We start from the raw sequence: 25,963 nt of genomic DNA, 5'->3' as shown, positions 1-25,963 counted from the left end.
AGAGTTCAGCATAACGCAACTGGCATCGATCAACGTCGCACTTTGGAAGTGTGGGTGTCGGGTCAGTTTGAGTTTACGTTCAGAATGACCAGAAATTGACCCTTTGGGTTCTGAGCCCAGAGGTCCCTATCATTGGCCCTTTCGAGGTTGTACAGCCGACATTTGGGGACGGCAGGTCAGGTAAATAGCTGCTCCCACGAGCAGGACTATCGGCAACACAAAAACACTTCCCTCTGGGCCAGTCGAGCCTCCACTTGTGATAGAAGCACCCTCAGCTCGAATGGACAGAAGATGTCCCTCGGCAAGCAAACCGCTGTTTGGTGTTCCATAGAAGAACGTCTCTCCCCAGTTCCATGCAGTATGAAAGCCGACAGCCCACCATAGGGAGCGCGTATACCAAATACTCAGGCTGAGAGCGAGTGAGATCGCGGCGGCGGAAAACAATCCAATATGCGATTCCCCAGGATTCGAACCATGGGCTGAGCCAAAGATGACTGCTAGAACGGCGGATGCACCCCAAAATGTTATGCCGCGTGCGAGCGTCCATTGTAGATAGCCGCGAAAGATTGTCTCTTCGAAAGCTCCAACGAAAAACATACTGATAAACCACTCAACCCCATAGAGAAATGCAGTGCCGAGACGGATCGTGTAATTTTCAAAGACCAAATTGTGCGTTTCAAACAATACAAAGACGAGGAGACTGATAAAGAAAAAGCCCCAACCTACGCCGGAAAAGAATCGTCCCAGTTCCTTACTTCGTCCGAAACCATAGTCTGCCAATCGTCTTTTTTCGAGCCGTGCCATGATCGAGGTTGCAATCACAACGATCACAAGGAGTACCGCATCGACGATTCCCTTATTGAAGGGTGTCATCGTGACAGAGCCACCGCTTTCGAAGGCTGGAAGTGGGAGAATGCGGACTAAGCCGTAAGTTGTCGCTCCAAGAAGGATCAACAGGGCCACGAAGCTAAGTGCACCCCATCCTGCCCTAAGCCCGCGAGTGCCGATGAATATACGGCGTACATTGCTTTGCGGACAGGAAATCTTGAACGGTGGTGAAGTTTCAGGGGGGCTAGATTCCATCAAGGTATATCTCCTCGACCACATTTTATGTGTGGCTGTCTCGCTAGGGTATAACCCAATCCAAGTAGTCTCAGAAAAATTACCCCAGGAACGCTAAAGTATCTGCTGCTCAATTTTTGAGCATGATAATGTCTCTTATCCCCGCCGTTCAGAATGACCAGAGATTGACCCTTTGGGTTCTGAACCCAAAGGGCGGCGTCTTCACGAGGGTGACAAATCAGTGCGGCGGTAATCGATTAGATGAAGCAGGAACGGAACTTCTGGCCGGTTGGCTCGTATATCGTTCTGATAAGAGGATTCTCCTTTGCAGACAAACATCAACGAAGGTTCCAGCGAAACAACGCACTCGCCTACTGATCTGCATCCGATAGAGCCCGACTCCACGCTGCGAAGGGTCTTCTTTGGAGCTGATGGGCTTCGTGCGGGGTGGAGTCTATTGCTCTTCATCGCAATGATGGCAGCCTTCCTCTATGGCGCAAATTTGATCACGCACAAGTTGCATCCACCGACTCATCACGAGACGGCTGACCACACGATCCCGTTTTATTGGATGCTTCTGAACGAAAGTGTCCCCTTGCTGGGAGTTGTCCTGGTGACGTGGGTGATGTCGAAGATTGAGCGGCGTGCTGTCGGCGTCTACGGGCTTGGCGGCATAAGCAAATTAAGACACTTCGCCGCGGGGCTTGCTTTCGGCGTCCTCTGCCTCACACCCTTCATTTTTATGCTTTGGAAGACCGGCTTCCTCGTCTTCGATAGCCGTCTTCTCTTTGGCAGCGACATTGCTCGTTATGGGCTGCAATGGCTAGGTCTTTTTCTGGTTGTCGGATTACTGGAGGAGTATCTGACTCGCGGCTACCTGCAGTACACCCTAACTCGCGGGCTGAACGGCTTCTTCCGCTGGGCTTTCAAAACCCCTCACAGCAATGTTTTTGCGTTCTGGACTTCGGCACTCTTCTTTTCGACGTTGTTTGGTCTTGTACACGGCACCAACCCCGGCGAGTCGCCCATCGGATTACTGACTGCAGGCCTTGCTTCCATGATGTTCTGCCTGGTTTTGTGGCGTACCGGCTCTCTGTGGTGGGCTATCGGCTTCCACACGACGTGGGACTGGGGGCAATCCTTTCTTTACGGTGTGGCTGACAGTGGGATTATGGTTCAGCACCATCTGATGGCAACGCACCCGGTGGGCAAGCCTCTGTTGAGCGGAGGGACCACCGGACCTGAAGGCAGCATCCTGATTCTGCCGATCATGGTCATGATCGTTCTGGTTATTATCTTCACGCTGCCACGTACGAACGCCGGCTACACCAGCCTCGCCGGGCTGCCAGAGGGGCGATAACTGAATGAGTTGATGCGATGCCGGCTGCTACGTGATCAGGCGATTGGGGTTCCCTGATAGCGGGTTTCGGCGAGATCCAACTCGCGTTCGATGGTGCGCAGAACGTCGTCACCGATCTTTCCTTTGTCGCGCAGACCGATCAGGGTTCGGCGCTCCGCCTGAAGCGCCTCTTCGAGGATGGCCTGCATGCGGGAGATGGCCTCGGTATCGACCTCGTGCAGCTCTCCTTCTTTGCCGACGCCGATAGCCGCGAGTTTGTGCCGGTAGCGGTGAAGGATATCGTCGTACACATGCTCGGTGTCGTGTCCGTCGCGTTTGCGCCCTTCTTCGAGGTGGCGAACTGCGGCCTTGAGGACGATTCGGCGCGCCTCTTTTTCTTCTGGGTCCATTCCTGAGACACCGGCGAGGCCGAGGACGCGAATGAGAGCCGGGAGGGTGAGGCCCTGGAGGACGAGAGTGACGAGGATGACGCAGAAGGCGAGGAAGACGATCAGATTCCGCGCTTCGAAGGAACGGCCGTCGCCGAGCACCTCCGGGACGGAGATGGCTGCGGCCAGCGCCAGCACACCGCGCATGCCGGTCCAGCCGACGACGAAGACCTCGCGGGGCTGAAGGGGATCTTCTGCGTGCTTCATGAGACGGCGCTCTACGAACGACGCGGTTTTGATGGCGGGAAAGACCCAGACCAGACGCAGCGTGATGAGCACGATGCTGAAGACAACCCCGTACAGGATGAGTGTTCCGGTGGTGTATCTGCCGTGGATTCCGGTGAGGACGTAGGGGAGTTGCAGGCCGATGAGGACGAAGACGAGGCCGTTGAGCATGAAGGTGAGGGCGTCCCATGCGCCCTGTACCTGCAGGCGTACGGCGGGGGAGAAGAACTGGGTGCTCTTGCGGCTCATGAAGACGCCGCAGGCGACCACGGCGAGGACTCCGGAGGCGTGGGCGCGCTCGCCTGCGAGATAGGCGGCGTAGGGGACGACGAGGCTGACGACGAGCTCGACGGGGCCGTCGTCGATGAACTTCTCCAGCCAGCTGACGATGAAGCCGATTAGCAGCCCTATGAGGATGCCGCCTACGACGAGGTAGCCGAGCCTCACGAGGCCTCCGCCCAGTGTGGGGGTTTGGCCGCCGAGGATGATACCTACGCCGATCTCGAGGGCGAGCAGGCCGGTGGCGTCGTTGAAGAGGCTTTCGCCTTCGAGGATGTCAACGATTCGGCGGGGCAGGCCGAGGGTCTTCGCGATGGAGGTGGCGGCGATGGCGTCTGTGGTGGCGACGACGGCGCCGAGGAGGAAGCCGGCCTTCCAGTCGAGCGCGGTGATGAAGTGGTCGGAGAAGAAGGCGACGCCCCAGACGGTGAAGCCGACCAGGCCGACGGCGAGGAGGCCGATGACGACGGCGTTGCGGCGGAATTCGCGCCATGACATGGTCCACGCAGAGGCGTAGAGGAGGGGCGGGAGAAAGACGACGAAGACGACGTTGGGGTCAAGCGGGACACGCGGGATATGCGGCAGAAAGCTGATGAGCAGGCCGGCCAAGACAAGGACGATGGGATAGGGCACCTTGAGACGGCGCGCCATCGCGGCAAACGCAGCGACCATGACGAGCAAGAGCAGAATGACGGTCTCGACAGCATGCAGACTGGATCCAGATTCCATGACACCCCCGAGTCTCCAGTAGAACAAATTAGAGGATATAGAAGGGGATTTATCGACGCGGACAGCGGCGGTATGCATGGGCGACTGCTCTCCATTTACACTTCGAGGAAGCTATGAATCCGTACGAATCGATCGCCGCCGCAGCCTCCCCTGAAGAAGCCCGTACCGCCGTGCAGGTTCGACGCAGGCGCATGTTTTTTCGACTGGTAGCGATTTTTACCTGCCTGGTGCTGATCTGCGGGGTGATCGGCTTTTATTATGCCCGCCACTGGACGAGGCAGGCGATGCAGGATGCGCTGCCGCAGGTGGATGGCGCGATTTATGTGGCGGGATTGTCTGGTCCGGTGACGGTGCAGCGCGATGGACACGGGGTTCCACATCTTCGGGCGGGTTCGCTGGACGACCTGGTGATGGCACAGGGGTATGTGACGGCACAGGACCGGCTGTGGCAGATGGATGCGCTGCGACGTCATGCGGCAGGGAGTCTTGCGGAGATTCTGGGGGCTTCGCTGATTCCGCATGACCGGGTGCAGAGGACGCTGCAGATCCGTGCTGCGGCTGATCGCGCGCTGGCTGTGTTGCCAGCGGATCAGCTACACCTGCTGGAGCGATACGCGGCGGGGGTGAATGCCTCGATTGCTACGCAAAGCGCGCATCTGCCGCTGGAGTTTCGACTGCTACGGTATGAGCCTGCTCCGTGGACTCCGCGGGATTCGCTGCTGGTGGGGCTGGTGATGTTTCAGGATCTGACGAACAGCTTTCCGCAGGAGCTGAACCGCGAGGCGCTGACGGCGCGACTGCCGATGAACCTGGTGGCGGATCTTTACCCGGTGGGCTCGTGGCGGGATCATCCGCCTGCTCTTCCGACGGTGGACCTGACGGCGCCGCAGCAGGATATTCCCGATATTCCGCTGGATGAGTCACAGACGAAGCTGCGAAGGCCGGCGATGCAGGCGACGAGCGCGGAGGATCTGCTCGCCTTGCAGGGGGCGCTGAAGAACCCGGTCTGCGAAGGGTGCTTTGCGGGGTCGAATGACTGGGTGGTCTCGGGCGCACATACGGCTACGGGCAAGCCGCTGCTCTCGAACGATATGCACCTGGCGCACGGTGTTCCTGGGATCTGGTATCAGGCGGATCTTGAAGCGCCGATGCCTGGCGGGGATCTTCATGTTGCCGGAGTGTCTCTGCCCGGGGTGCCGTTCATCATCGTAGGGCATAACGCGCATGTGGCGTGGGGGTTTACGAATCTTGGCGCGGAGGTGCAGGACGTTTACGTGGAGCACACACGCGGCAACGACAGTGGGATGGAGTATCAGTCGGCGGATGGCGGCTGGCATGCGGTGATTCACCAGCAGGAGGTGCTGCATGTGAAGGGAGCGAAGGACGTGCTGCTGGACGTTCCCGCGACACAGCATGGCGGGGTGACGACTCCCCTGATTTCGGGGATCCTGCCCAGCGAGAGGCGCAGCCTTTCGCTGCGATGGACGATCTACGATCCGGCGAATGTGACTCCGTCGTTTTTTGCGATGAATACTGCTGCCGACGGAACGAGCCTTGTCGCTGCCTTCTCCAGTTTCGGCGGCCCTGCGCAGAACCTTGTGTACGCGGACGACCAGGGGCATATCGGGTATCACGCGGTCGGCAGGATTCCGATTAGAGGCAACGTGGCGACGCCGAGCCCAATAAGCCCCGTTCCCAGCGATGCGCTTGACGCTACGCAGGAGTGGGTGGGGACGATTCCCTATGAGAAGCTTCCGCAGGCTATCGATCCGCCGAATGGGATTCTGGCCACGGCCAACGCTCGCGTGACGAGCGATGACTATCCTTACCCTGTCACGTTGAACTGGGCCGCTCCCTACCGTAATGAGCGCATCTGGAGGGTGCTGACCGCACGCGCGAAGGAGACGAAAGATCACCTTACCGCTGCCGATATGCTGGCGCTCCAGACCGATGTGTACTCGGATGTGGACCATGCGATTGCGCAGCGACTGGCGTATGCCATCGACCACGCGACGGAGCCTAAGTTTACGACAGACAAGAGCGCTGCGAAGCGGCTTCACCAGGCTGCCGATTTGTTGAGGGATTGGAACGGCAGTGTCGACGCCGATATTGCCGCGCCAGCGATCGTCGTTGCGACGCGGGCGTCCCTGTGGCCGTTGCTGCTCGACCCACAGATGAAGACTCAGCCTGAGATCAGATCGGATCTCCAGCCGGGCGAACATCGCCTTACCGGGGCGGCGCTGTACACGTGGGGGAACAAGGCCTACGCCGAGGAGTGGCTGATCATGCATACGCCCGGGCGCTGGCTTCCGCCTTCGTATCCGACGTGGGACGACCTGCTTACGGCTGCGGTCTCGAAGGCGCTCGCCGACAATCACGCCCCTGGCGACCTCGCGCAGTGGCGCTATGGCCAGTTCCGGCCCAGCGAGATTGAACATCCGATCTACGGCCAATCTCCGCTTCTTCAGCGCATCCTTGGGTTAGCTACCGGCCCGGGGCTTAATCCCCAGAGCGGGGACGACACTACGGTGAAGCAGGTTGGCCGCAGCTTTGGGCCGTCGGAGCGTCTTACTGTCGACTTCTCGGAGTTCGACCACAGCACGCTGAACCTGGTGCTTGGCGAGTCCTCCGATCCGGTCAGTCCATGGTTTCTGGATCAGTGGCCTGCGTGGTATCACGGCACGACCTTTCCTCTGCCCTTCAGCCATGCGGCGGTGGATGCTGTGACCACGCACACGCTGACGCTTGCGCCCAAATAGATGGGGCTCAGTTGATTGGAATCGGGATGCCACGCTTGAGACGGAGATGACCAGGGAGGGTGAGCTTCTTCAGCTTTCGCTCCAGAACCTCCACCTCGGCGACTGCAATCTTTCCTGCCCACTCGCACTCGCCGAGCTCGACCGAGACGATCTCACCATTCTTGAGTCCGAGCAGTAAGCCTCGAATGGTCGTGACGAGACCTACATCGAAGGCGATCTCATGCACGGTCTTGCCTCCAAGTTTTACGTCGACATAGGGATGCAGGGTGGAGTGGATGGCGTGGTCGGCGATGGCGGAGACGATCTCCACCTCCGGGTTGCTGCGGCTGCGCTTCACGTCTTCCATGAACACTTTGTAGTGCTTCCATCCGTTAGCGAGGGTTGCGAGCACACTGATGTGCATCGCTTCAGCCAGGGAGTCGCTGACGCCCTCCTGCACGCTGGTCCACGAGACCATCTTCGGCACTTTTTTGCGGAGTTCGGTCAACTCCTCCGCGCCGAGTCCTGCTTTTATATCGCTCTCGGTCTCGCCGCCTGTGACGAGCGAGAAGAGATCTCCTACGCTCATATTTTCGGTGAGAACAGCAGTCTTTCCTTTTTCTCCGTTGCTTTCTGCGGCCTTCGTCATGGCTCCTCCTATCGGGGTCTGCGTCATTTTTTGAGAAAGGTAATGCGCTCTTCAGCGGGCCCGTAACCAGGTTCAAAGCTCAACGAGAAATAAGGTTTTCTGCTCAAGAGCTTCATCTCCGGCACGCCGGGCGCGCCCCAGCGATAGCTCGCCGTCACCTTCAGGACCGGGTGGAGGAGCCAGAAACCCAACCCAGACAGTGCGGCCAGAGAGATGATGATTCGAGGCCAGAGCACGGGTCCGACCTGAAGCAGAATCTCGTGGTTCAACACACGATTTTCGACCTTGGTTCTGGCTGAGACCTTGTATAGCTTCGCTTTCGCGTAGTGATGTGTGCCCGCGCCAGTTACTGTTTCTATCGCCGACCCGTCACCCCAGTTGAGCTGATAACTCGTCCCAGGCTGGGATGGAGTCAGCGTAGGCGTGACGACCACCTTTCTGCCTACCACTGGGGTTTTGGTTGATGCCCTCAGGGTTAAAACGGCAGGTGATGGGGGATTATGCGGCGGTTTGGTTGCGGTAGTGGATGTTGTGTCGTCCTGACTTGGCGGTGGCTGAGACTGTCGGGAGCTTTGCGTGTTCGACGTTGGTTCCGTTGAAGCGGCCGTGGTCGAAGCGGGCGACGCCGGAGGAGTGGCCGGAGAGGGAGCTTGTTGTTGGCTGGATGGGTCCCTGGACTGCGGTTGGGTGGTCGAGGAGGAAGGCGCAGCCGGAGGCGGCGAGGTGAGCTGCAGCGAGGGTTGATGTGGCTGCGGTGGAAGCATCCCATAGGACGGGGCTTGTGGACTGGGCCGCAGAGGGTTTGGCGGGGGATTGGGTTGTCCTCTTCCCTGTCCATGCCCACGGATCGGTGGATTTGGAGCCGGTTTCGGCTTGTTTGGATTTTGAGGGCTCTTGGAGTTTGGACCTGTTCGCGAACCATACGGGTTTGAATCCGAAGGCTTTTGGTCGTTGTTATTGGAAGAGCTTGATTGTGGAGTTTGCTCCGTCATGCCCGTCGACATGTAGTTGCCACTCGAAGACGTCGAAGGACCCTGGGAGCCCTTGTTCGGAGAGTTCGATCCGTACGTTGGGCTATCCGAGTTTCCACGCGAAGGAGTGGAGTTTGTTGGTGGAGTATTTGATCCAGTCGCGTTTGGTTGGTTCGGTCGCCGCCCTGAGTTATTCGTGTACTGAAACATGCCAGGCGTCGCAGTCTGGGCGGATGACGGCTGGCCAGTTGCGCCTAGTGCAGACTGGGCCTTCGGTCTGGGCGGGGATTGCCTCTGCGGCGCTGGCAGTTGCGGGGCGGCTGTGGGGCGAGTTGGCCTTGGTGCTTGAGATTGCTGCTGGCGTGTGTAGGCCGGCGCGGAGTTGTTTCTGTGATTGCCGTTCTGCGCGGTAGTCGACGGGGCGGCACAGAAGGCAGCACAGGCGAGGCTAAGAGTTCGGGCCCATTGAAGGTGTCTCATGGAATCCCTCCGGGGTGTGGCTGGCACCGTGTAAAGAATGGTGTCGCAACTTGCTTAATCGTTTCCGGGTAAATCCTCGTGCAGGTAGTGGATTGTGGCAACAGAAGGTGTGAGCAGTCCCGTCATACACTAATCAGCAGATGCGACCCTTTTTCTTTCTCCTGATGCTGACCTTTGCAGTGATCCGAGGTTCTGCTTGCGCTCATGCGCAGTGGGATCTGGAAGATTCTCATACGACCGCGAGCCTGCGCGGGATTCACAATGTGGGCGGCGGTGTGGCGTGGGCCAGCGGGACCAACGGCACGGTGCTGCGGACAGAGGATGGCGGCTATCTGTGGCAGACGTGTAATGTTCCGCCGGGGGCGGAGAAGTTGGACTTTCGCGGAGTGCAGGGCTTCGATGAAAAAAACGCTGTGGTGATGTCGAGCGGGCCGGGTGATCAGTCGCGACTGTATAAGACGACGGATGGGTGTCAGACGTGGAAGCTGCTGGTCACGAATCCGGATAAGGATGGATTTTGGGATGCAGTTCAGTATCGCAGCCGGGATCACGGATTGATCCTGGGAGATCCGGTGAAGGGGAGGTTCCTCGTTGGATTTCCGCGAAGCGATAACTCGTGGTCGTCACCGGGCAATCAAGAGGGGCTTAAGTCGCTGCCGGGAGTCGGTGGGTTTGCGGCCGAGTAATTCGGCCCTGGCGATGGCACCGAAGGATAGTCCAAACTCGCGACCTCTTTTGTGGTTTGGAACCGGCGGCCCTGGGGGAGCCTCTGTCTATCGCCTGATCTCAAACAACGGCCGTGGTGCTGCGGGGGCAGTGATTGCGAGTTGGGAGAGAGTACCGGTGCCGCTGGCGGGAGCGAACTCGAGTTCGGGCGTGTTCTCGCTTAGCTTTCCAGATGGCGTGCATGGGGTTGCGGTCGGTGGCGACTATCAAAGTGCTAATCAATCTTCGGGGACTGCGGCTGTCTCTTCGGATGGCGGAAAGAACTGGCAGGCTGCACAGAGCTTGCCTGCGGGGTATCGTTCTTCAGTGGCTTATGATGCTGGCGCAAGGTTGTGGATTGCTGTCGGGCCGAATGGTACTGATCTCTCCTTGGATGGTGGAAAGAACTGGCGGCCGCTAAAGCCTTCGGCGACTGATCCGCGGGATGCGGATCAGAGCTGGAATGCGCTGTCGCTTCCGTTTGTGGTGGGTCCGCATGGGCGGATTGGGCGGCTTCGCACTGTCGATCAGACTGCGAAGAAGCCTTAGCGGCGCTTCGCTGCCGGGTGATTATTGGGGCTGCTGTGGGGTGGTTGGCGAGGACGTTCCTGAACCCTGCGCTCCTGAGGAGGGACTCGATCCGAAGCTGGAGCCTGAGGAACCGGAGCCGAAACTGGAGCCGGAAGATGACCCGAAGCTGGATGAGCCAGAGGAGCCAGAGCCAAAGCTGGATCCGGAGGAGCCGAAGCTGGAGGTTCCACCGCCGATGCTTGAGCCTGGGGTGCTGCCCCCTATGCCCTGGGCTCCTCCCCCAAGCAAACCAGCCTTCGCCTTGAGCTGCTCGATGCGCGGGTCATAGATGAACTCCCAGGTGTTGTAGGTGGTCTGCTCGTTCAAGACGACGATCGAAGTGGCCTCTTTGGGGATTCCTACTCCGACGAAGGGGGCTCCGCTGCCGGAGAAGCTGCTAGCCGACTGACCACTGATGGGTGAGCCGGGCGTGCTGGTGCCTGCTATGCCGTTCGAGCCCGAGCCGGAGGAGCCTGTGCCGGTTGTGGAGCTGCCCGAAGTGGTTCCTGATGGAGTGCTACTGCTAAATCCTCCCGCACCTGAGGAGGAGGACGACCCAAACGCACTTGATCCTGAACCGGAAGAACCGAAGGAGCTGCTGCTCGAAGATCCGTATCCAGGGCTTGAACCGGAGGCACCGCTGTTGGAAGATCCGAAGGCGGAGTTTGAACCTGCCGCGCCGTTGCCGGTGCCTCCGGACGAAACCTGCGATGCTGCGGCTCCCAAGCCCGGCGCGAGGCCTGCGAGCGGCTGACCGAAGAATCCCTTTACGGTGGTCTTGGCCTCGCCTACGTGGATCAGACGCCAGTCCGCCTTGCCGGTGAGGGGATCCACATAGTCCTGACGGAGATACTTTACGGGTGTACCTTTTGCGAGTGCGTCGATGGTGGCGGGGTAGGTGTTGTTTTTGCGGTAGTAGAGCTGGATGGCGCGGACGTACTGGTTGCCGCGATGCACGGCTTCTACCTCGCGCTCACGCCTCAGTTCCATCGCGACCTTCGGCGCAGCGATACTGAGCACCAGAAGGATGATGAAGATGGCAACGATGAGTCCTACCAGCATGAAGCCCTGCTCTGACTGGCGCTCGTTCGTGTCGGCGACTACGCCTGCATTGTGACGTCCGAGTTGAAGGCGGGAGCAGAGTCTTCGCATCGCGTTTCCTTCAGGCGCTACCATTTTATCGCGCCAGCAGGGGCAGGGACTGCTTGTTATTGTTCGCCAGATCCTCGACCAGAACGGAGTTGGCCGATATTGTCACGACCCTGTACTTTCTCTGTACGATGTCGCCGTCGGAGGCGAGGAAGACATCGTCGCCGTGGAGGAGAAACGCTCTGCGGGTTCCGTTGGCCGCTGTCGCCGTGCCAAAGAACTTGAGATCAATGGGCGGAGGTGGTGGCGGGCCTGGAGGAGGTGGCGGCGGTCCGGGCGGCGGAGCCTTCGCCGTGCGTACCGGCACGATAGGCTTTGGAATATCGATGGGCGCCGAGTTTGCAGAGAAGATGTTTCGTCCGCTGCCGGAGTAGACGAGCGACTCGGTTACGAGCATCGCATCCATCCGCAGGGTGGGGTCGAGTTGAGCGGAGGTTGTCCCAAGCTTCTTTGCCGCGGTACCTGCGATGTTTCCTGCCGGAACGGCATTCACCGCTCCCGCTGCGGGAGCAGGCCTTGCAGGAGCAGAGACGACTACCGGCGCTGCAACGGGTGCAGGGCTGTCGTCGCGAAGCTCGTAGTACAGGATGCCCGCAGCGAGCAGGACGAAGCCGCCGATGATCGCGCCCTTCTTCTGTTGATCCGCAGAGAGCCGTATCATCGCTGGCCTCCCGCGGCAGGAGCATCGGCGGCATGATCTGCGGTATCCTTCGGTGCGTCCTCGCCTGCTTCGCCTACGCTCTTGTCCGAGCCTTCCGTCCCAACCGGCGACCGCAGATAGGTGATGAGCCGGAGCCGCAGACCTACTGTCCCGCTCTGCTGCCCGGTCAGCGTGAGTCCGCTGATCATGAAGAATAACTTGTCGCGTTCGACTGAGTTGATGAAGAGCACCAGAGGACGGTAGTCGCCGCTCAGGCTGTAGTCCATTCGGGCTTCGGTGAGGGCGCCGGCAGTTCCATCCATCACCGGCGAGTAGACATATTGTCCACGAGTCAGCTTTACCCCTTGCTTCTTCGCTAACGATCCCAGTTCACCGAGTACCTCGGAGTTGGCAAAGGGGAGGCGCTGCTTGTAGAACTTGTCGGAGTCCTTGGTGGCTTGCGCGATCTTTGCGTCGAGCCCTTCAAGCGGCTGTCTTGCTATCTCCGCAGTCTTCATGGCGATGGTCTGGTCGGCGATGGCAGTGGCGTTATCGCTGGTTGCGGCACGCCAGGCGAACGCCATATGCGCCAGCAGATAAAGATTCACGAGACCCAGCACGGCGACGCCTGCGTAGTGGAAGTTCAACAGGGTGCCCAGTCTGCGTGCCTTGTCGGCCCATTGCCTGGCGGCGACGGCTGTGCGCTTCTTCTCAGCGAGAGTGGTCATCGTGCAGCTCCCTTCTGCGCTGGAGCCTTGGCTGCGCCTGTCCCGATGAGTCCGCTCTTGGGAGTATTGGATCGCTTTTTCCTGACTACACCGTTTGCAGAGTTCTCACCTGCGGCTGCTTCTTTCTCCTTCGCGGCGGACTTTGCCGATTTTTCCGGCAGCGGGTTGTAGCCACTGAGTACGTCGAACTGAACAGCACCGGGTGCCGTGAGTTGCACTGTGCTGGCGCTGCGATTTCCTTCCTGCGTTTGCGCCTGCTCGGACGCGAGTCTCGGCGAGAGGAAGCGCTGGGAGGTCTCCAGGTTTCTAACTAACTGCACTGCCTTGTCGCGGTCTCCACTGACGCGAAGGCGAATGTTTACATCGCCTTCTTTGGTGATCACGGGATCGATGCTGGTGACTTGAACCCCGACCGGCAGCACTCTTTCGAGGTCCATCATCACCGCAGTCCAGCTGAAACTCTTCTCTGCAAATGCGTCGTTGAGAAACCGCGAGCGCTCGAGGACCGCCATGTTCTGCGGCTGGCGCATCCTGGCTTCGTTTACGGTCTGCTCGTGCTGGTAGCGCTGCGTCTTCGCCTTCAAGGCGTCCATCTGGGCCTGCGCCACGGCGGCTTTCGCGTTCAGCGAGTGCAGAGCATAGGAGAAGGCCACGGCCAGCAGCGCCAGCACGACCATCGCGAGGCGCAGCTTCGCGAAGAGCGGCCTGAGTTCAATAAAGGGGCGATTGGCTAGATTGACAGAGATCCGCATCAGTTCCTTAGCGCTCCCCGGACGCCGGCCAGCCAGCCCCGTGGGACGGACGCCGAGACCGCGCCAGCCTCCATCATTCCCGCATCCACGATCTCTCTCACCCGCAGACCCTCCAGCCCGTTCTCTTCGATCACGGCAGACAGCGTTTCAGCACCGAGTGTTCCGGCGACCAGCAACTGATCGGGCGATGACTGGAGCGAATCTTCAAAGTAGGCTGCGGCCACGCTGACCGCCTGCGCGACCTCGCGTGCCGCCGCGTGCGCTTCCATCTCCCTTACCGCTGCAGACTCCATCGCAGAGGAGGGTTGCATGGCAGGTGAGGCGTCGAACTCACCCCAGCCTGCGGCTCCGAGCGGCTCCTGCTGTGCCCACTCCTGTACCGAACTCTCGCGATCCACCAGGGGTATCGCCGAATCTACCAGTTCGACGTGTGCGCTGCCGTTTGCCCCGACCCCCATATCGACGGAGCGGTGTAAAAGGAGAACTCCCGCCTGCACAATTGCGGTGGTCACCGAACCGAGTCCGGCATTGACTACCAGCGCAGGGGATGGCGACTCGTCGAGTCCTGCCAACGTGGCGAGAGTGCTGGGCAGCACGGCTCCCGGGAGATATCCGGCAGCGAGCACCATGGCCTCATACTCTTCCAAGACGGCCTTTGGCATGGCTACGGCCAGGAGCCTGACCGTTCCCTTCTCGCTCGACATCACCTGATAGCTGACCATTGCGTCGTCCGCGTCGAAGGGCAGAAGCTTTTTGAGCCGGAACCGCACCAGCGGCAACGCCTCGGCGACTTTGGCGGGGAGCTGATCGAAGTCCAGAAACAATACGCGGACCGCCGAGTCGGGGACTACCAGAGTTACATCCCGCAGCCGCCCAGTGCCGCGCTCCGCCCGGTCGGATCCACGTCCGGAGACGGCATCGAGAGCCTTCCGCACCGCCAGGGAGACGCAGGTTTTGTCGACGAGATTGCCGGGCTTCAGTCCGGGAGCGAGCGCTCCTGTGGCCAGATCCACACGGGCCACGCTCGTCAGCAGAGCGGCGGCATCTTCGGCTCGCGCTGCGATGACGCCCTCTGCGCGAACCTCAACCGCCAGCCGCGGCCGCGTGCCCAATGTCTTCGGTAAAATTTCCATTCCGTCCTAGATTACCTTGCTCTATCGATTGTCACCACGTCACCAACATGGTGCACACGGAGGCAGATCGTGTTGTTGGGCCTGAGTTACCGTCCCGCCTCGATAAAGGTGACCTTGTTGATCTCGCGCAATGTTGTGATGCCATCCCTGACCCGCTCCAACGCAGAGTCACGCAGGAAGGCCATGCCCTTCTCTTTTGCTTTCTTGCGAATCTCGCTTCCCGGCTTCTTCGCCAGGAGCATCTCGCGAATCTCGTCGTCGAGCTCGAGCAGTTCATGGATCGCTGACCGGCCGCGATAGCCTGTTCCACCGCATTCGATGCATCCTGGCCCTTCTCGGAAGGTGAAGCCGCGCCACTCGTCGAGCGGCAGTCCGCTTGCGAGTAGTTCGGCGTCGTTGTAGTGCACGTCTTTGACGCAAAATTCACAGACCTGCCGTACCAGCCGCTGCGCGAGAATGCAGTTCAGCGCAGAGACGAAGTTATAGGGCTCGACGCCCATGTTGAGGAAGCGTCCGAGGACGTCGACGACGTTGTTCGCGTGGACGGTGGTGAAGACGAGATGTCCAGTGAGCGCGGAGTTGATTGCGATCTGCGCGGTCTCGGCGTCGCGGATCTCTCCGACGAGAATCTTGTCGGGGTCGTGGCGCAGGATCGACCGGAGACCGCGTGCGAACGTCAGTCCCTTCTTCTCGTTGACTGGAATCTGCGTGATTCCTCTAATTTGATACTCGACCGGATCTTCAATGGTGATGATCTTATCTTCTTCGGATTTGATCTCGTTCAACGCCGCGTAAAGAGTGGTCGTCTTACCGGAGCCGGTGGGGCCGGTGACAAGCACCATGCCGTAGGGCTCTTTGATGTAACGCCGAAAGCGTTCCAGATCTTTTGCGGCAAAGCCTACGACATCGAGGGAGAGTGATTTGAATTTCTCGGACATCGACTCTTTATCAAGGACGCGGAGCACAGCGTTTTCGCCGTGCACGGTGGGCATGATCGAGACGCGGAAGTCGATGAGCCGGCCCTTGTAACGAACGCGGAAGCGTCCGTCCTGAGGGACGCGGCGCTCAGCGATATCGAGCTCGGACATGACTTTGATGCGTGACAAGATGGTCTGATGGTGCTCACGAGCGATGGGCGCCATGGCCTGCTGGAGTACGCCGTCGATGCGGTACTTTACAAGCAACGAATCGTCGAAGGTCTCCAAGTGAATATCCGAAGCGCGGCGTTCGAGCGCGGTGAAGATGGTGGTGTCGACGAGCCGGATGATGGGCGAGATATCGTCTTCGCTGGTCAGCCGCTCGATGGAGATATTCGAGTCCTGATTGTCGTCGCCCGATAGCACATCGAACGCCAAGCCTTCGCTGGCTTCATCGAGGACGCGCTGACTCTGCTCGGTCTTCTTGAGCAGCTCGGTGATCTGACTGAGTGTCGCCACGCGCGTCACGAGCCGCTGCCCGAGTAGACCGGAGATTTCGTCGAGTACCATGAGCTTCGAGGGGTCGGATACGGCGATGGCCAGCCGTCCCTCCATCTGCTCGAGCGGAACGAAGTTGTAGCGGAACATCATGTCGACAGGCACGCTCTTGAAGAGCTCGTGCGAGATCTTGAAGTTTTTGAGGTCCACGAAGTCGGCGTGGTAGCGTCGCGCGAGAAGCTGCGCGCGCTCGGTCTCGCCCATTCCTGCCTCATTGATCGGTATTGCCAACGGTGCCATCGCCATACTCGTAAGACTCCTCTACTAACCAACCGTCACTCACACCTTTGCGTCATTCACGGTGTGTTCAAACGGTTTTCTTCGTGCGAAACTCAGCTTGACCGGCCGCCGGATTTTATCGAGGACGGAAGTTCCGTCCAATCTTCTATTATTCAGCAGAATCAGCTCTTATGGTACCCTCCGCGCAACCACGTTTGGGCTCAGAGACCTACGTCTTTTGGAGGACACTTCGACGGCATCGCAAACTCTGATTTTGCCTGACTTCCAAGCGGTTTTTGAGGCTGTGAGCAGGATCGGTTTGATCGAAAGCTAGGGCTGGTCCGCGTTCAGCGAGGCGATGAGCGAATCGGCTTGCGCCATCGAGCCGTCGAGGCTAACCATCAACACATCCACGTCAGTCGACATCTTTACCGAGGTTCCTTTCAACGATCCGATAGCGCGTGCGTTGAGGTTGTGCTTCAGGAAGGTTACCTGGTCGTGAAAGGCCGTGATTACGGGGGTCATTCTTGACTCGGTCTGCCGCATCGACTTGATGTATCCGGCTTCATTCAAACGTGCCTGCCGTAGCATCACGGCCGATTGCGCCTTCAGCTTTTTGTTCTCCATCCCGTCGATCTCCTTCTGCCATTCTTTGAAGAGATCGGAGGAGACCTGGTCGATCGAGTCGATTCGGTTATGCAACTTTTGTGCGCTATCCGCAGCTTTTTCGTACTCGCCGTTCAACTTCTTGTAGTTCTTTTCGAGCGAGCCGCCTTGAAAGCCAGTGAGCTCCTGAAACGACTCCATCGTCGTCTTGATCTGCTCCTTCGCCAGCTGCTGATCTTTTTTTGAGTCCTTGACCCTCGAGACCAGGATGTCGCGCTTCTCCTTACCGAAGGTCTTCATCGCCTTGTAGTAGGAGCTGGTGCAGCCCGCCAGCGAAGCTACCAAAATTCCAAGCGCTAAGACTCTTCTTCGCGAATATCGCCGGATCTCCAAAGAATTCACCAAAGGCTCACCTCCGTTGGAGAATTGTAACCTCGAGTGACAAAGTCCTCGTCATCGGTGAAGTCCGATGATCACCGGCCGCCGCCACTCCCCGCGCTCAAACTGAAGATGGGCAGATACAACGCGATCAGAATGGTAGTCACTACCAGTCCCATCATGATGAGGATTAGGGGCTCGATCAGACTCATTGCGGCGGTCAGGTTGGTCTGCACATCTTCTTCGAAGAATTCTGCGACCGAGTTCAACATCTGGGGTAGCGCGCCGGTGGATTCGCCCACCTCGACCATTTCAATCGCCAGTTCGGGAAAGACCTTTGTTGCCTGTAGACTGACAGAGAGACCTTTGCCCTCGCGAACTGTCTCAACCGATCTATGCACCGCCCCGGCGATCTGACGAGAGTCGATCGACTTTGCTGCTGTTTCGAGCGAAGGTACGAGAGGGAGACCGCCCGTGAGGAGGGTCGAAAGCGTTCTTGAAAACAAGCCTACCTGATACTTGAGCCACACACTGCCGAAGACCGGCAGCTTGATGCGAACCTTGTCGATGAAGTTTGCGCCCGCATCCGTCTTTGACCAGCGGTAGAGCAAGAAGCCGACGATTCCCACTACCACCGCGACATAGATTCCGTAGGATTGGGCTTCACGTCCTAGATCCAATAGAAAGACAGTTAATGCGGGAAGTTTTGTTCCGAGCTGATCGTAGAGCTGCGCGAAGCGTGGGACGACGAACGTGATAAGAAAGATGAACAGCGCAATCACCATCACGACCAACAGCGCAGGATAGATCAAGCTGGCTTTCAGCTTCTTGCGAAAGGTCAGTGACACTCGTTGAAAGTCCAGAAAGCGTTGCAGGACCTCTTCCAGATTTCCTGACCGCTCACCTGCCAGCAGGGTTGTGGTGTAGACGATGGGAAAGCCGCCCTGGGCCTCGAACGCCTGCGAGATCGACTCTCCCGTTTTGACTCGTGCGGCCACATCTTCCAGCTGCGCACGGAAGTGGGGAATCTTCTGTCGTTTGCTTAGAAGCTCCAATGAGCCGAGGATCGGGAGGCCGGCCTTGATGAGAGTCAGGAACTGTTGATTGAAGACCAGAAAGGTTTCAAGCTTTACCTTCTTCTTGCTCGCCCCGAGTACACTCTTCGCCTTTACCGAATAGACGAAGTATCCTGCCTGGGTGAAGCGGGCTTTTAGCTCCTCAGCCGTAGCGGCCGCGTGGTTCTGCTCCATCACCCGTCCGCGCTCATCCGCCAGCTTGATCACAAACTCAGTCATAGACTCTACGGCACCTGTTCCGCATGAAGTTACTCGTTCATCTTAGACGTTTCTACGGCAGATTCGCCTTATCGGAATCCTTTGAGACATTCCTGTTCAGCGACTTTCGGCGATAGCAATCCCGTCGAGCATCGACTCCAGCGTCTTCCGCGCATCTTCAACTGCTGTCCGATTGCCTTCCAGACGGCTGATCATCAAGGCTCCCTCCAGAGTCGCAATCATCGAATTGGCGATGCGCCGGGGCTCAACCTCTTTACGGATCTCGCCGGCTGCGATTCCGTCCTCCACGATGCTCACAAGCCGCGCCTTCCACTCCTTCATCGCGGCACACACCAAACTCCGCAGCAACGGATTCCCATCATCGGAATCAATCGCCGTATTCATTAGTGGGCAACCACCAGGAAAGATCCCAGGGGTTTCCGCAAACCGCCTCACCGAATACTTCAGCTTCTCCACCGCGCCAGGGATCGCATCCTGCCCCTCTCGCCTCGCCTTGGCCACACGCGCCCAGGCATAGCGAAAAGCCTCCGCCGCAAGATCCTCTTTGCTGGCGAAGTGACGGTAGACTCCACCTTTCTCCAGGCCTGTTGCCTCAAGCACGTCCTGCATGGAGCAGCCGGCGAAGCCCCTTTGATTGAAGATTGGAGCAGCCTCTTCGATGATTCTCTGCCGTGTCAACTCGCCTTTGCTCATGAATAAGTCCTTTCCTGGAGAAGCCAGGCCGTTGTTATCGCTAAAAAACGAATCGAGCGATGCTCTTCAAGAATCAGATGATAAAAGAAACCGTTCAGTCTCTTTTTCGAGATTATCAATACGGTTCGCGGGAGATTGACGAGTTATGGCCACTGCCACCCTTGCTTCGCCGGTCCAAGCGGTCTCAAAACAGACTACCAAGGGGGCGCCCCATCGGTTGATCAATCCCTGGGTGGTTGCTCTAACTGTCACGCTTGCCACGTTTATGGAGCTGTTGGACACCTCGATCGCCAACGTATCGCTGCCTTATATCGCAGGAGGGCTTGGGCGTTCTTACGATGAGGTCACCTGGATTCTGACGACCTACCTGGTCGCCAATGCTGTTGTACTGCCGATGTCCGCGTGGCTTTCTCGAGTGTTCGGACGCAAGACGTACTATATGGCCTGCGTAACGCTCTTCACCATTACATCTTTCTTCTGCGGAATCGCTCCGACCCTGGGCATCATGCTTTTGTCGCGCGTCCTGCAGGGCATTGGGGGCGGCGGCCTCGCCCCAGTCGAACAGGCCATCCTTGTAGACGCTTTTCCTCCTGCCAAACGTGCCTCCGCGTTCGCCCTTTACACCGTTGCGATTGTCACCGCTCCGGCTATTGGGCCTGTGCTCGGCGGCTGGATCACCGACAACTACAACTGGCGCTGGGTGTTCTTCATTAATATCCCGGTTGGCCTGCTGTCCTTGTTCCTTACTAACCGCTTCGTCCACGACCCGCCCGCCTATGCGGAGGAGCGGAAGACTGTTCGCGTGAACGGTAAGCTGCACGTCGACGGAATTGGCATCGCACTTGTCGGTCTTGGTTCGGCGGCCCTGGAGGTGCTGCTCGATCGCGGTCAAATCGACGACTGGTTTGGTTCTCCTTTCATCATCTGGTGCTTTGTCATCGGTATCACCTGCCTGACGGCTGCGGTGTTCTGGGAGCTCCACGTTCCGGATCCGATCATCGACTTTCGGTTGCTCAAGATCCGCAACTTTGCACTCGCTAATGTCTTTTACTTCGTCTTTGGATTCGGTCTCTTTGCCTCGACGACGATGATCCCGCAGCTGCTGCAGTCGCTCTACGGGTATCGCGCTATCGATGCTGGGCTGGTGCTTGGGCCGGGTGCGCTGGTGATTACTTTTCTAGCTCCTGTAGGCGCGCAACTCGTGCAGCGCGGGATCGTCAAGCCGCGCATTCTGCTCTTTGGAGCAGTAATGATCGTGGGGATGTCGTTCCTTCACTACAGCCACTTCAACCTTGACACGGACTATAAGCACTACGCCCTGGCTCGTGCGCTGCAAGGGTTGGGCTACGGATTCTTTTTCGTGCCGCTCTCGGTGATCGCGTACTCGCAACTGAGCCCGGCGCAGAATAATAAGGCGTCTTCGCTGACCAACTTCTTTCGCAACTGGGGCGGGAGCTTCGGCATCGCTTTTATTACTACTATGTCCGAACGCAGACAGAACTTTCACCAGGAGCGTGTCGGCTCTAATATCGCTTCCTCTAATGGGGCGCTTCAGCAGAATATTCATCAGACCGCAGCGTACTTGCAATCTCACGGATTTTCTCCTGCTGACGCTGTCACCGCAGCCTATGGACGGGTCTACGATCAGCTCCACGCCCAGACTCAGCTCCTCGCATTCATGGATTGTTTTCACATTATTGGTGTAGTCACGCTGGTGGCAGCGCCTTTGGTTCTGCTGAGCAAGGGCTTTAAACCTGGAGGAAAGGCTCCTGAGGGGCACTAACCTCGTCGTGTGACTCGATGGATGCTGAAGGCTTCTCAACTTGAGGCTGGACTGGCAGGATACTTTGTTCCTTGCGGAATGTATTGGGCTGCCATTGCTTTAAATGATTTCACCTGTTCGTCGACCCATGTCGCATCCTTGCCGAGTTCCTTTGCGAGGAGCGAGGCTACCGCTGGCGCGATCTCTACTGCAGCTCGCGCGTTCAACAGAAGAGCTCGTGTTCTTCGCGCCAGCGCGTCGTCCAACGTTCGAGACATTTCGTTTCGTGCAGACCAGACGACTTCTGCGGCGATGTAGGGGAGATCAGGGTGCAGAGGCCTTAGAAGATCAGGATTTTCTTTTGCCAGTTCCAGGATCGCCAGCGCATCGGTGCCGTAGACGGAGAGAACTCCGAACTCCTCTGGGTGCTGATGGTAACCGTGAATGTGCAGGGTTGCCGTGACACAGGGTTTTTCTTCGAGACGTCCAAGAGTCGTAGCGTGATCGACAGAGTCTTCGGCCATGTGCCGGTACGTGGTCCACTTTCCGCCGACGATAGTGAGCAGGCCCGAGTGATCGATGTGGATCGTATAGTCGCGTGAGAGAGAGGACGTTTTTCCGTCGCTGGCTCCTGCGGCCTTTACCAGCGGCCGGATGCCGACAAAGACGCTCAGGATATCTTCTCGCGTGGGTTTGTGCGTTAGATAGCGACCGGCGGTTTCGAGGACGAAGTCGATCTCTTCTTCAAAAGGCAGCGGCTCGTACGAGACCGATGGGATAGGGGTGTCTGTTGTGCCGACGAGGGTGCGACCATGCCATGGGACGGCGAAGAGCACGCGGCCATCGTCGGTCTGGGGCACCATCAGGGCTGTGTCGCCGGTGAGAAACGAGTGGTCGAAGATGAGATGAATTCCCTGGCTGGGAACCATCATCGGTTGTACGCCCGGCTCAGCCAGCCGACGGGTTTCATCGGTAAAGATGCCGGTGGCATTGACCACAGAACGCGCGGCAATCTCGAAACGCTCTCCATTTTCGCTATCGATTGCGACGACACCTTGAACGAAGCCGGCCTCATCTTTTTTGAGTTCGACGACACCTGCGTAGTTCAAGAGCGTCGCGCCATGTTCGGCGGCGGTCGTCATCAGATTGATCAACAGACGTGTGTCGTCGAACTGTCCATCGTGATACATCACGCCGCCGCGGAGACCATCCTGACGAATGGTTGGAAGCAGCGCTAATGTTTCTTCGAGCGAAAGCACCTTCGACGAACCAAAGCTGTATTTGCCTGCCAGAAAGTCGTAGATCTTCATGCCAATTCCGTAGAAGGGTGCCTCCCACCAGGAATAGTTCGGAACGATGAACTTCAGGTCCTTCACGATGTGCGGAGCGTTTCGCAGCAGAATGCCGCGCTCCTTCAGTGCCTCCATGACGAGCGATACATTGCCCTGTTCGAGGTAGCGCACCCCACCATGAACGAGCTTGGTAGCGCGGCTGGAGGTTCCTTTGCCAAAGTCTTCCCGCTCGAGCAGCAATACGTCGTAGCCGCGTGAGGCCGCATCGACAGCTACTCCGGCTCCTGTTGCTCCTCCACCGATGACTACTATATCCCACGGCTCTTTTCGGTTGCGTACACGGGTTAGCATCTCATCGCGATTCATTTGCTCTCCTTGTTCCAGTGGCGAGAGCGCTCGACGGCTTCTCTCCAGTTGTTCTGCAGCGTTTGCATCTGCTTTTTGTCTGTCTTAGGTTCGAAGACGGTGTCAGCCTTGCGGTGCTGCTCGAGCTCTTTGATGTCGTTCCAGAATCCGCTAGAGAGGCCGGCGAGATAGGCAGCGCCAACGGCGGTCGTCTCCAGAATGGCAGGACGGTGGACCGGTACACCGAGAAGGTCGGCCTGAAACTGCATGAGCGTGTCGTTGGCTGCGGCGCCTCCATCCACGCGAAGCTTGGTGAAGGGATTTTTTGTATCGCTATCCATGACACCGAGAACATCCGCAACTTGAAACGCAATGCTTTCGATTGCTGCACGTGCGATGTGTGCGATCTCAGTGCCGCGTTGCAGACCAATGATGAGGCCTCTTGCCTGCGCATCCCAGTACGGCGCGCCGAGCCCGGTGAAGGCAGGCACAAAGACTACGCCGTCCGAGTTCGGCACTGAGGCAGCGATTGCTTCAACCTCTGAGGACTCGCGGAAGAACTTCATGTTGTCGCGCAGCCATTGCACCACTGCTCCACCGATGAAGATGCTGCCTTCCATCGCATAAGCAAGTTTGTGGTCCGGGCTGCATGCCAGGGTTGTGATGAGGCGATGGCTTGAGAGGGTAAAGTTGCTGCCAATGTGCTGCAGCAGGAAACAGCCGGTTCCGTAGGTGTTTTTTGCGTCTCCTGGAGAGACACAGAGCTGTCCGAAGAGAGCTGACTGCTGGTCTCCTGCAATGCCCGCGATCGCCACCTCTCCGAGTCCAAGCGAGGTAGTGACCTGGCCGACCTTTTCATTTGACCAGACGACCTCAGGCAGAAGGCTCTTTGGGATGTTGAAGAGCTTCAGCAGATCATCGTCCCACTTGTCTTCGACGATGTTGTAGAGGAGGGTGCGCGAAGCGTTGGTTCGATCCGTGATGTGGCGCTTCCCGCTGGTCAGATTCCAGACTAACCAACTATCGACGGTGCCGAAGGCAAGTTTTCCTGCCTCTGCACGCGCTCGGACTCCGTCTAAATTTTCCAAAACCCAAGCGATTTTACTGGCAGAGAAGTAGGGACTCAACAGGAGACCGGTCTTTTTGCGGACCATCTCCTCTGCTCCCTCTTCGGCCAGTCTCTTCGTTAGTGCGGCGGTGCGGCTATCCTGCCAGACGATCGCGTTGTAGACCGGTTTTCCTGTCTCGCGATCCCATAGAATTGTCGTCTCCCGCTGGTTGGTAATTCCAAGCGCGACGACATCTCTCGGACGCACACGTGCTTTTCCCAGAACTTCAACCGCAACACTAAGCTGCGAGGTGAGGATGTCGAAGGGATCGTGCTCTACCCAGCCGCTGCTGGGGTAGATTTGCGGAAACTCATGCGCAGCAGTCCCGGCGATCTGTCCGTCGTGGTCGAAGAGAATGGCTCGGGAGCTCGTCGTTCCCTGGTCGAGCGAGAGTACATACTGCATCTTGTCTCCTTTGCTATTTGTAACTCTGCGAGAGCTGCTTCAGGTTGAGCGTTAGGCTTTCAGTGCGTCCAAGAGCGCCTTTTGACGAGCGGGAAGGAACGGCCGGATGAGAAGTTGGTAGATCCCACCACCGACCAGGGCGCCGATCAATGGTGCGACGATGGGGATCCACCAGTAACTTTGTGGAGAGGGCAGGGCGGATGGTCCCCATCCCATAAAGAAGCAGAAGAGCCGCGGTCCAAAATCGCGTGCGGGGTTGAGCGCCCACGCCTCTAAGTAGCCCATTGACGCGCCGATTAGCGCGACCAAGAAGCCGATCATCAGCGCGCCTGCGTTCGCGCCGGGAGCCATCTCGTTATACTGCTCGGTGATGGCGAAGATGCCGAAGATCAGAAATGCGGTGAGGATGATCTCGTCGCCAAAGGCATGCATCGGCGTAATCGCCAGGCCTGGATGAGTGAAAAAGACACCCGCAGCTCCGCCACCGGCGCGGGTGAGATGGTTGGTGAGATTGAAGTTGTCGATCACGGGGGAAAAAAGAACATAGACAATTGCAGCGCCTAGAAAGGCTCCGGTTACCTGCGCTAAACAATATGGGATCACCTTGCGCCAAGAGAATCCACGATAGATCGCGAGTGCCAGGGTGACGGCCGGGTTACCGTGGCAACCACTGACAGAGGCGGTGGTATAGATTGAGATTGTGACCGCCAAACCCCATGCAATGCACACTCCCCAATACGCCTGCTGGTACGGGCTTGGAGTATAAAGCGTGTACATTGCAGCTACAGAGTCACCGAACGCAATCACGATAAACACCGCCATTGCCTCGGAGATCAGCTGGCCTAAAAATGTCTTACTCATTGACGGCTTTCTCCTGCATGACTGTTAGATCTACCTCACTCGAATCCAGAGAACTGTGGGATTGGGGCGAAGCACTCGCTCGCCATTATCTACATTTTCGCCATTTCGTGGGTCACTCGTTGAAACAGGCATAAAAATCTGATTCTATGCCGGGCTTCTCTGCGAGGCTGCCCGTCTGCCCGCAAACTTCAAGCCTTCTTGTGTGGAAGTCCTTCGTCGACTGCACGTCGTGGCTTCAATCCCGCATAATGGAGGATCGGGAGTTTTGCATGGGTCTATTCAGCAAGAAGATGAAACAGGAACACAAGATCATGCTGCAACATGATCGAGCGGCAGGAACTCTCCAACCTGAGTTTCATCGAGCCACGCCGGAGTGCCCGGAGCCTCAACGTTGGAGCATGATCGACTCCATGACCGCGGAAGTTGAGGTTCTCGAGTTTCTGGCTACGCTGGTCACGACGATCAAGCCTCGTCTCGTGGTTGAGACGGGTTCATTCCTGGGCGTGTCGAGCGAATGGATTGCACGAGGCCTGCAGCGTAATGGCTTCGGCAAAGTCGTCAGCTGCGAGTTCGACCCGGTTGTCTATGCGCGAGCTAAAGAGCGCCTTGAATCTTCGCCTCTCAAACCCTGGATCGAGTTGCGCAACGAGTCCAGCCTGGAGATGAAGATCGATGGAACTATTGATCTCTTCTTCTCCGATTCTGATATGCCCATCCGTGAAGAGGAGGTGAAACGCTTTCTTCCGCAGATCAATCCGAACGGGATCATCCTGATGCACGACGCCAGCTCGCACCATAAAGTTGTTCGCGATGCGGCGCGTTCCATGGAGACACAAGGATTGCTTTCTGTTGTTTTTCTTCCTACGCCGCGCGGCCTTGTAGTCGCGCAGCCACGCGCTGGCCGTAGCTAGGCACAGGAACCTGC

22 protein-coding genes are annotated in these 25,963 nt (G+C 58.1%); 6 read left to right on the top strand and 16 right to left on the bottom strand.

All coding sequences use genetic code 11. The annotated features are described in order from the left end of the window. Nucleotides 1-129: 129 nt before the first annotated feature. On the bottom strand, nt 130-1,083 hold the full coding sequence (locus GSQ94_RS11515) for a CPBP family intramembrane glutamic endopeptidase (RefSeq protein ID WP_158943991.1): 954 nt from the start codon (nt 1,081-1,083) through the stop codon (nt 130-132). Between the two features lie 304 nt (nt 1,084-1,387). Between GSQ94_RS11515 and GSQ94_RS11510 the strand changes: the two genes are divergently transcribed. Continuing rightward, entirely contained in the window at nt 1,388-2,422 is a 1,035-nt protein-coding gene (locus tag GSQ94_RS11510) for a CPBP family intramembrane glutamic endopeptidase (RefSeq protein WP_158943990.1), read from the top strand. A gap of 35 nt (nt 2,423-2,457) precedes the next feature. On the opposite strand, the gene GSQ94_RS11505 is transcribed toward GSQ94_RS11510, so the two are convergent. Continuing rightward, nucleotides 2,458-4,083: a Na+/H+ antiporter gene (locus GSQ94_RS11505; protein WP_158943989.1), complete on the bottom strand. Its 1,626-nt coding sequence runs from the start codon at nt 4,081-4,083 to the stop codon at nt 2,458-2,460. Nucleotides 4,084-4,196: 113 nt separating this feature from the next. On the opposite strand from GSQ94_RS11505, the gene GSQ94_RS11500 reads away from it, so the two are divergent. Continuing rightward, complete coding sequence (locus GSQ94_RS11500; RefSeq protein WP_158943988.1) at nt 4,197-6,842, top strand: penicillin acylase family protein; 2,646 nt, start codon at nt 4,197-4,199, stop codon at nt 6,840-6,842. Between the two features lie 7 nt (nt 6,843-6,849). On the opposite strand, the gene GSQ94_RS11495 is transcribed toward GSQ94_RS11500, so the two are convergent. Then, entirely contained in the window at nt 6,850-7,470 is a 621-nt protein-coding gene (locus GSQ94_RS11495) for a hypothetical protein (RefSeq protein WP_158943987.1), read from the bottom strand. Between the two features lie 23 nt (nt 7,471-7,493). Further along, nucleotides 7,494-7,919 carry a hypothetical protein gene (locus GSQ94_RS11490; protein ID WP_216843072.1) on the bottom strand — a complete coding sequence of 142 codons (426 nt, stop codon included), beginning with the start codon at nt 7,917-7,919 and terminating at the stop codon, nt 7,494-7,496. 1,142 nt (nt 7,920-9,061) lie between these two features. Here GSQ94_RS11490 and GSQ94_RS11485 point away from each other — a divergent pair. Then, nucleotides 9,062-9,607, top strand: coding sequence for a hypothetical protein (locus tag GSQ94_RS11485; protein WP_216843071.1), 546 nt, complete (start codon nt 9,062-9,064; stop codon nt 9,605-9,607). Beyond that, the gene (locus GSQ94_RS11480) at nt 9,594-10,175 is read left to right on the top strand and encodes a hypothetical protein (RefSeq protein WP_158943985.1); all 582 of its coding nucleotides are present in this window, start codon (nt 9,594-9,596) and stop codon (nt 10,173-10,175) included. Before GSQ94_RS11485 ends, GSQ94_RS11480 begins: the two co-directional genes overlap by 14 nt. A gap of 21 nt (nt 10,176-10,196) precedes the next feature. On the opposite strand, the gene GSQ94_RS11475 is transcribed toward GSQ94_RS11480, so the two are convergent. From GSQ94_RS11475 to GSQ94_RS11435, 9 genes are all read right to left on the bottom strand, one after another. Further along, nucleotides 10,197-11,348, bottom strand: a complete 1,152-nt coding sequence (locus tag GSQ94_RS11475; protein WP_158943984.1) for a type II secretion system protein — start codon at nt 11,346-11,348, stop codon at nt 10,197-10,199. A gap of 25 nt (nt 11,349-11,373) precedes the next feature. Further along, the gene (locus tag GSQ94_RS11470) at nt 11,374-12,006 is read right to left on the bottom strand and encodes a hypothetical protein (RefSeq protein WP_158943983.1); all 633 of its coding nucleotides are present in this window, start codon (nt 12,004-12,006) and stop codon (nt 11,374-11,376) included. After that, a complete protein-coding gene (locus GSQ94_RS11465) occupies nt 12,003-12,713 on the bottom strand; it encodes a hypothetical protein (RefSeq protein ID WP_158943982.1) in 711 nt (236 codons plus the stop codon). The genes GSQ94_RS11470 and GSQ94_RS11465 overlap by 4 nt, the downstream gene beginning before the upstream one ends. Further along, entirely contained in the window at nt 12,710-13,465 is a 756-nt protein-coding gene (locus GSQ94_RS11460) for a PilN domain-containing protein (protein ID WP_158943981.1), read from the bottom strand. The genes GSQ94_RS11465 and GSQ94_RS11460 overlap by 4 nt, the downstream gene beginning before the upstream one ends. Further along, the gene (locus GSQ94_RS11455) at nt 13,465-14,598 is read right to left on the bottom strand and encodes a hypothetical protein (RefSeq protein WP_158943980.1); all 1,134 of its coding nucleotides are present in this window, start codon (nt 14,596-14,598) and stop codon (nt 13,465-13,467) included. The genes GSQ94_RS11460 and GSQ94_RS11455 overlap by 1 nt, the downstream gene beginning before the upstream one ends. A gap of 86 nt (nt 14,599-14,684) precedes the next feature. Continuing rightward, the gene (locus GSQ94_RS11450; RefSeq protein WP_158943979.1) at nt 14,685-16,319 is read right to left on the bottom strand and encodes a GspE/PulE family protein; all 1,635 of its coding nucleotides are present in this window, start codon (nt 16,317-16,319) and stop codon (nt 14,685-14,687) included. 303 nt (nt 16,320-16,622) lie between these two features. Continuing rightward, on the bottom strand, nt 16,623-17,300 hold the full coding sequence (locus GSQ94_RS11445) for a DUF2959 family protein (protein WP_158943978.1): 678 nt from the start codon (nt 17,298-17,300) through the stop codon (nt 16,623-16,625). Nucleotides 17,301-17,371: 71 nt separating this feature from the next. Continuing rightward, on the bottom strand, nt 17,372-18,571 hold the full coding sequence (locus tag GSQ94_RS11440; protein WP_158943977.1) for a type II secretion system F family protein: 1,200 nt from the start codon (nt 18,569-18,571) through the stop codon (nt 17,372-17,374). Nucleotides 18,572-18,667: 96 nt separating this feature from the next. After that, on the bottom strand, nt 18,668-19,264 hold the full coding sequence (locus tag GSQ94_RS11435) for a TetR/AcrR family transcriptional regulator (protein WP_158943976.1): 597 nt from the start codon (nt 19,262-19,264) through the stop codon (nt 18,668-18,670). A 145-nt stretch (nt 19,265-19,409) separates the two neighbouring features. On the opposite strand from GSQ94_RS11435, the gene GSQ94_RS11430 reads away from it, so the two are divergent. Beyond that, the gene (locus GSQ94_RS11430; protein WP_158943975.1) at nt 19,410-21,047 is read left to right on the top strand and encodes a DHA2 family efflux MFS transporter permease subunit; all 1,638 of its coding nucleotides are present in this window, start codon (nt 19,410-19,412) and stop codon (nt 21,045-21,047) included. A 35-nt stretch (nt 21,048-21,082) separates the two neighbouring features. Here the strand turns inward: GSQ94_RS11430 and GSQ94_RS11425 are convergent, their stop codons facing one another. Genes GSQ94_RS11425 through GSQ94_RS11415 form a run of 3 tightly spaced genes read right to left on the bottom strand, consistent with a single transcriptional unit; the run spans nt 21,083 to nt 25,038 of the window. Further along, nucleotides 21,083-22,684, bottom strand: a complete 1,602-nt coding sequence (locus GSQ94_RS11425; protein WP_158943974.1) for a glycerol-3-phosphate dehydrogenase/oxidase — start codon at nt 22,682-22,684, stop codon at nt 21,083-21,085. Next, nucleotides 22,681-24,177: a glycerol kinase GlpK gene (gene glpK / locus GSQ94_RS11420; RefSeq protein WP_158943973.1), complete on the bottom strand. Its 1,497-nt coding sequence runs from the start codon at nt 24,175-24,177 to the stop codon at nt 22,681-22,683. Before glpK ends, GSQ94_RS11425 begins: the two co-directional genes overlap by 4 nt. A 51-nt stretch (nt 24,178-24,228) precedes the next feature. Continuing rightward, nucleotides 24,229-25,038, bottom strand: coding sequence for an MIP/aquaporin family protein (locus tag GSQ94_RS11415; RefSeq protein WP_158943972.1), 810 nt, complete (start codon nt 25,036-25,038; stop codon nt 24,229-24,231). A 269-nt stretch (nt 25,039-25,307) separates the two neighbouring features. Between GSQ94_RS11415 and GSQ94_RS11410 the strand changes: the two genes are divergently transcribed. Next, nucleotides 25,308-25,949 carry an O-methyltransferase gene (locus GSQ94_RS11410; RefSeq protein WP_158943971.1) on the top strand — a complete coding sequence of 214 codons (642 nt, stop codon included), beginning with the start codon at nt 25,308-25,310 and terminating at the stop codon, nt 25,947-25,949. Nucleotides 25,950-25,963: the final 14 nt, after the last annotated feature.

This window comes from Granulicella sp. S190, from assembly GCF_009766095.1.
In the GTDB taxonomy this organism is placed as follows: domain Bacteria; phylum Acidobacteriota; class Terriglobia; order Terriglobales; family Acidobacteriaceae; genus Edaphobacter.
This window is presented reverse-complemented; position numbering and strand designations above follow the sequence as displayed.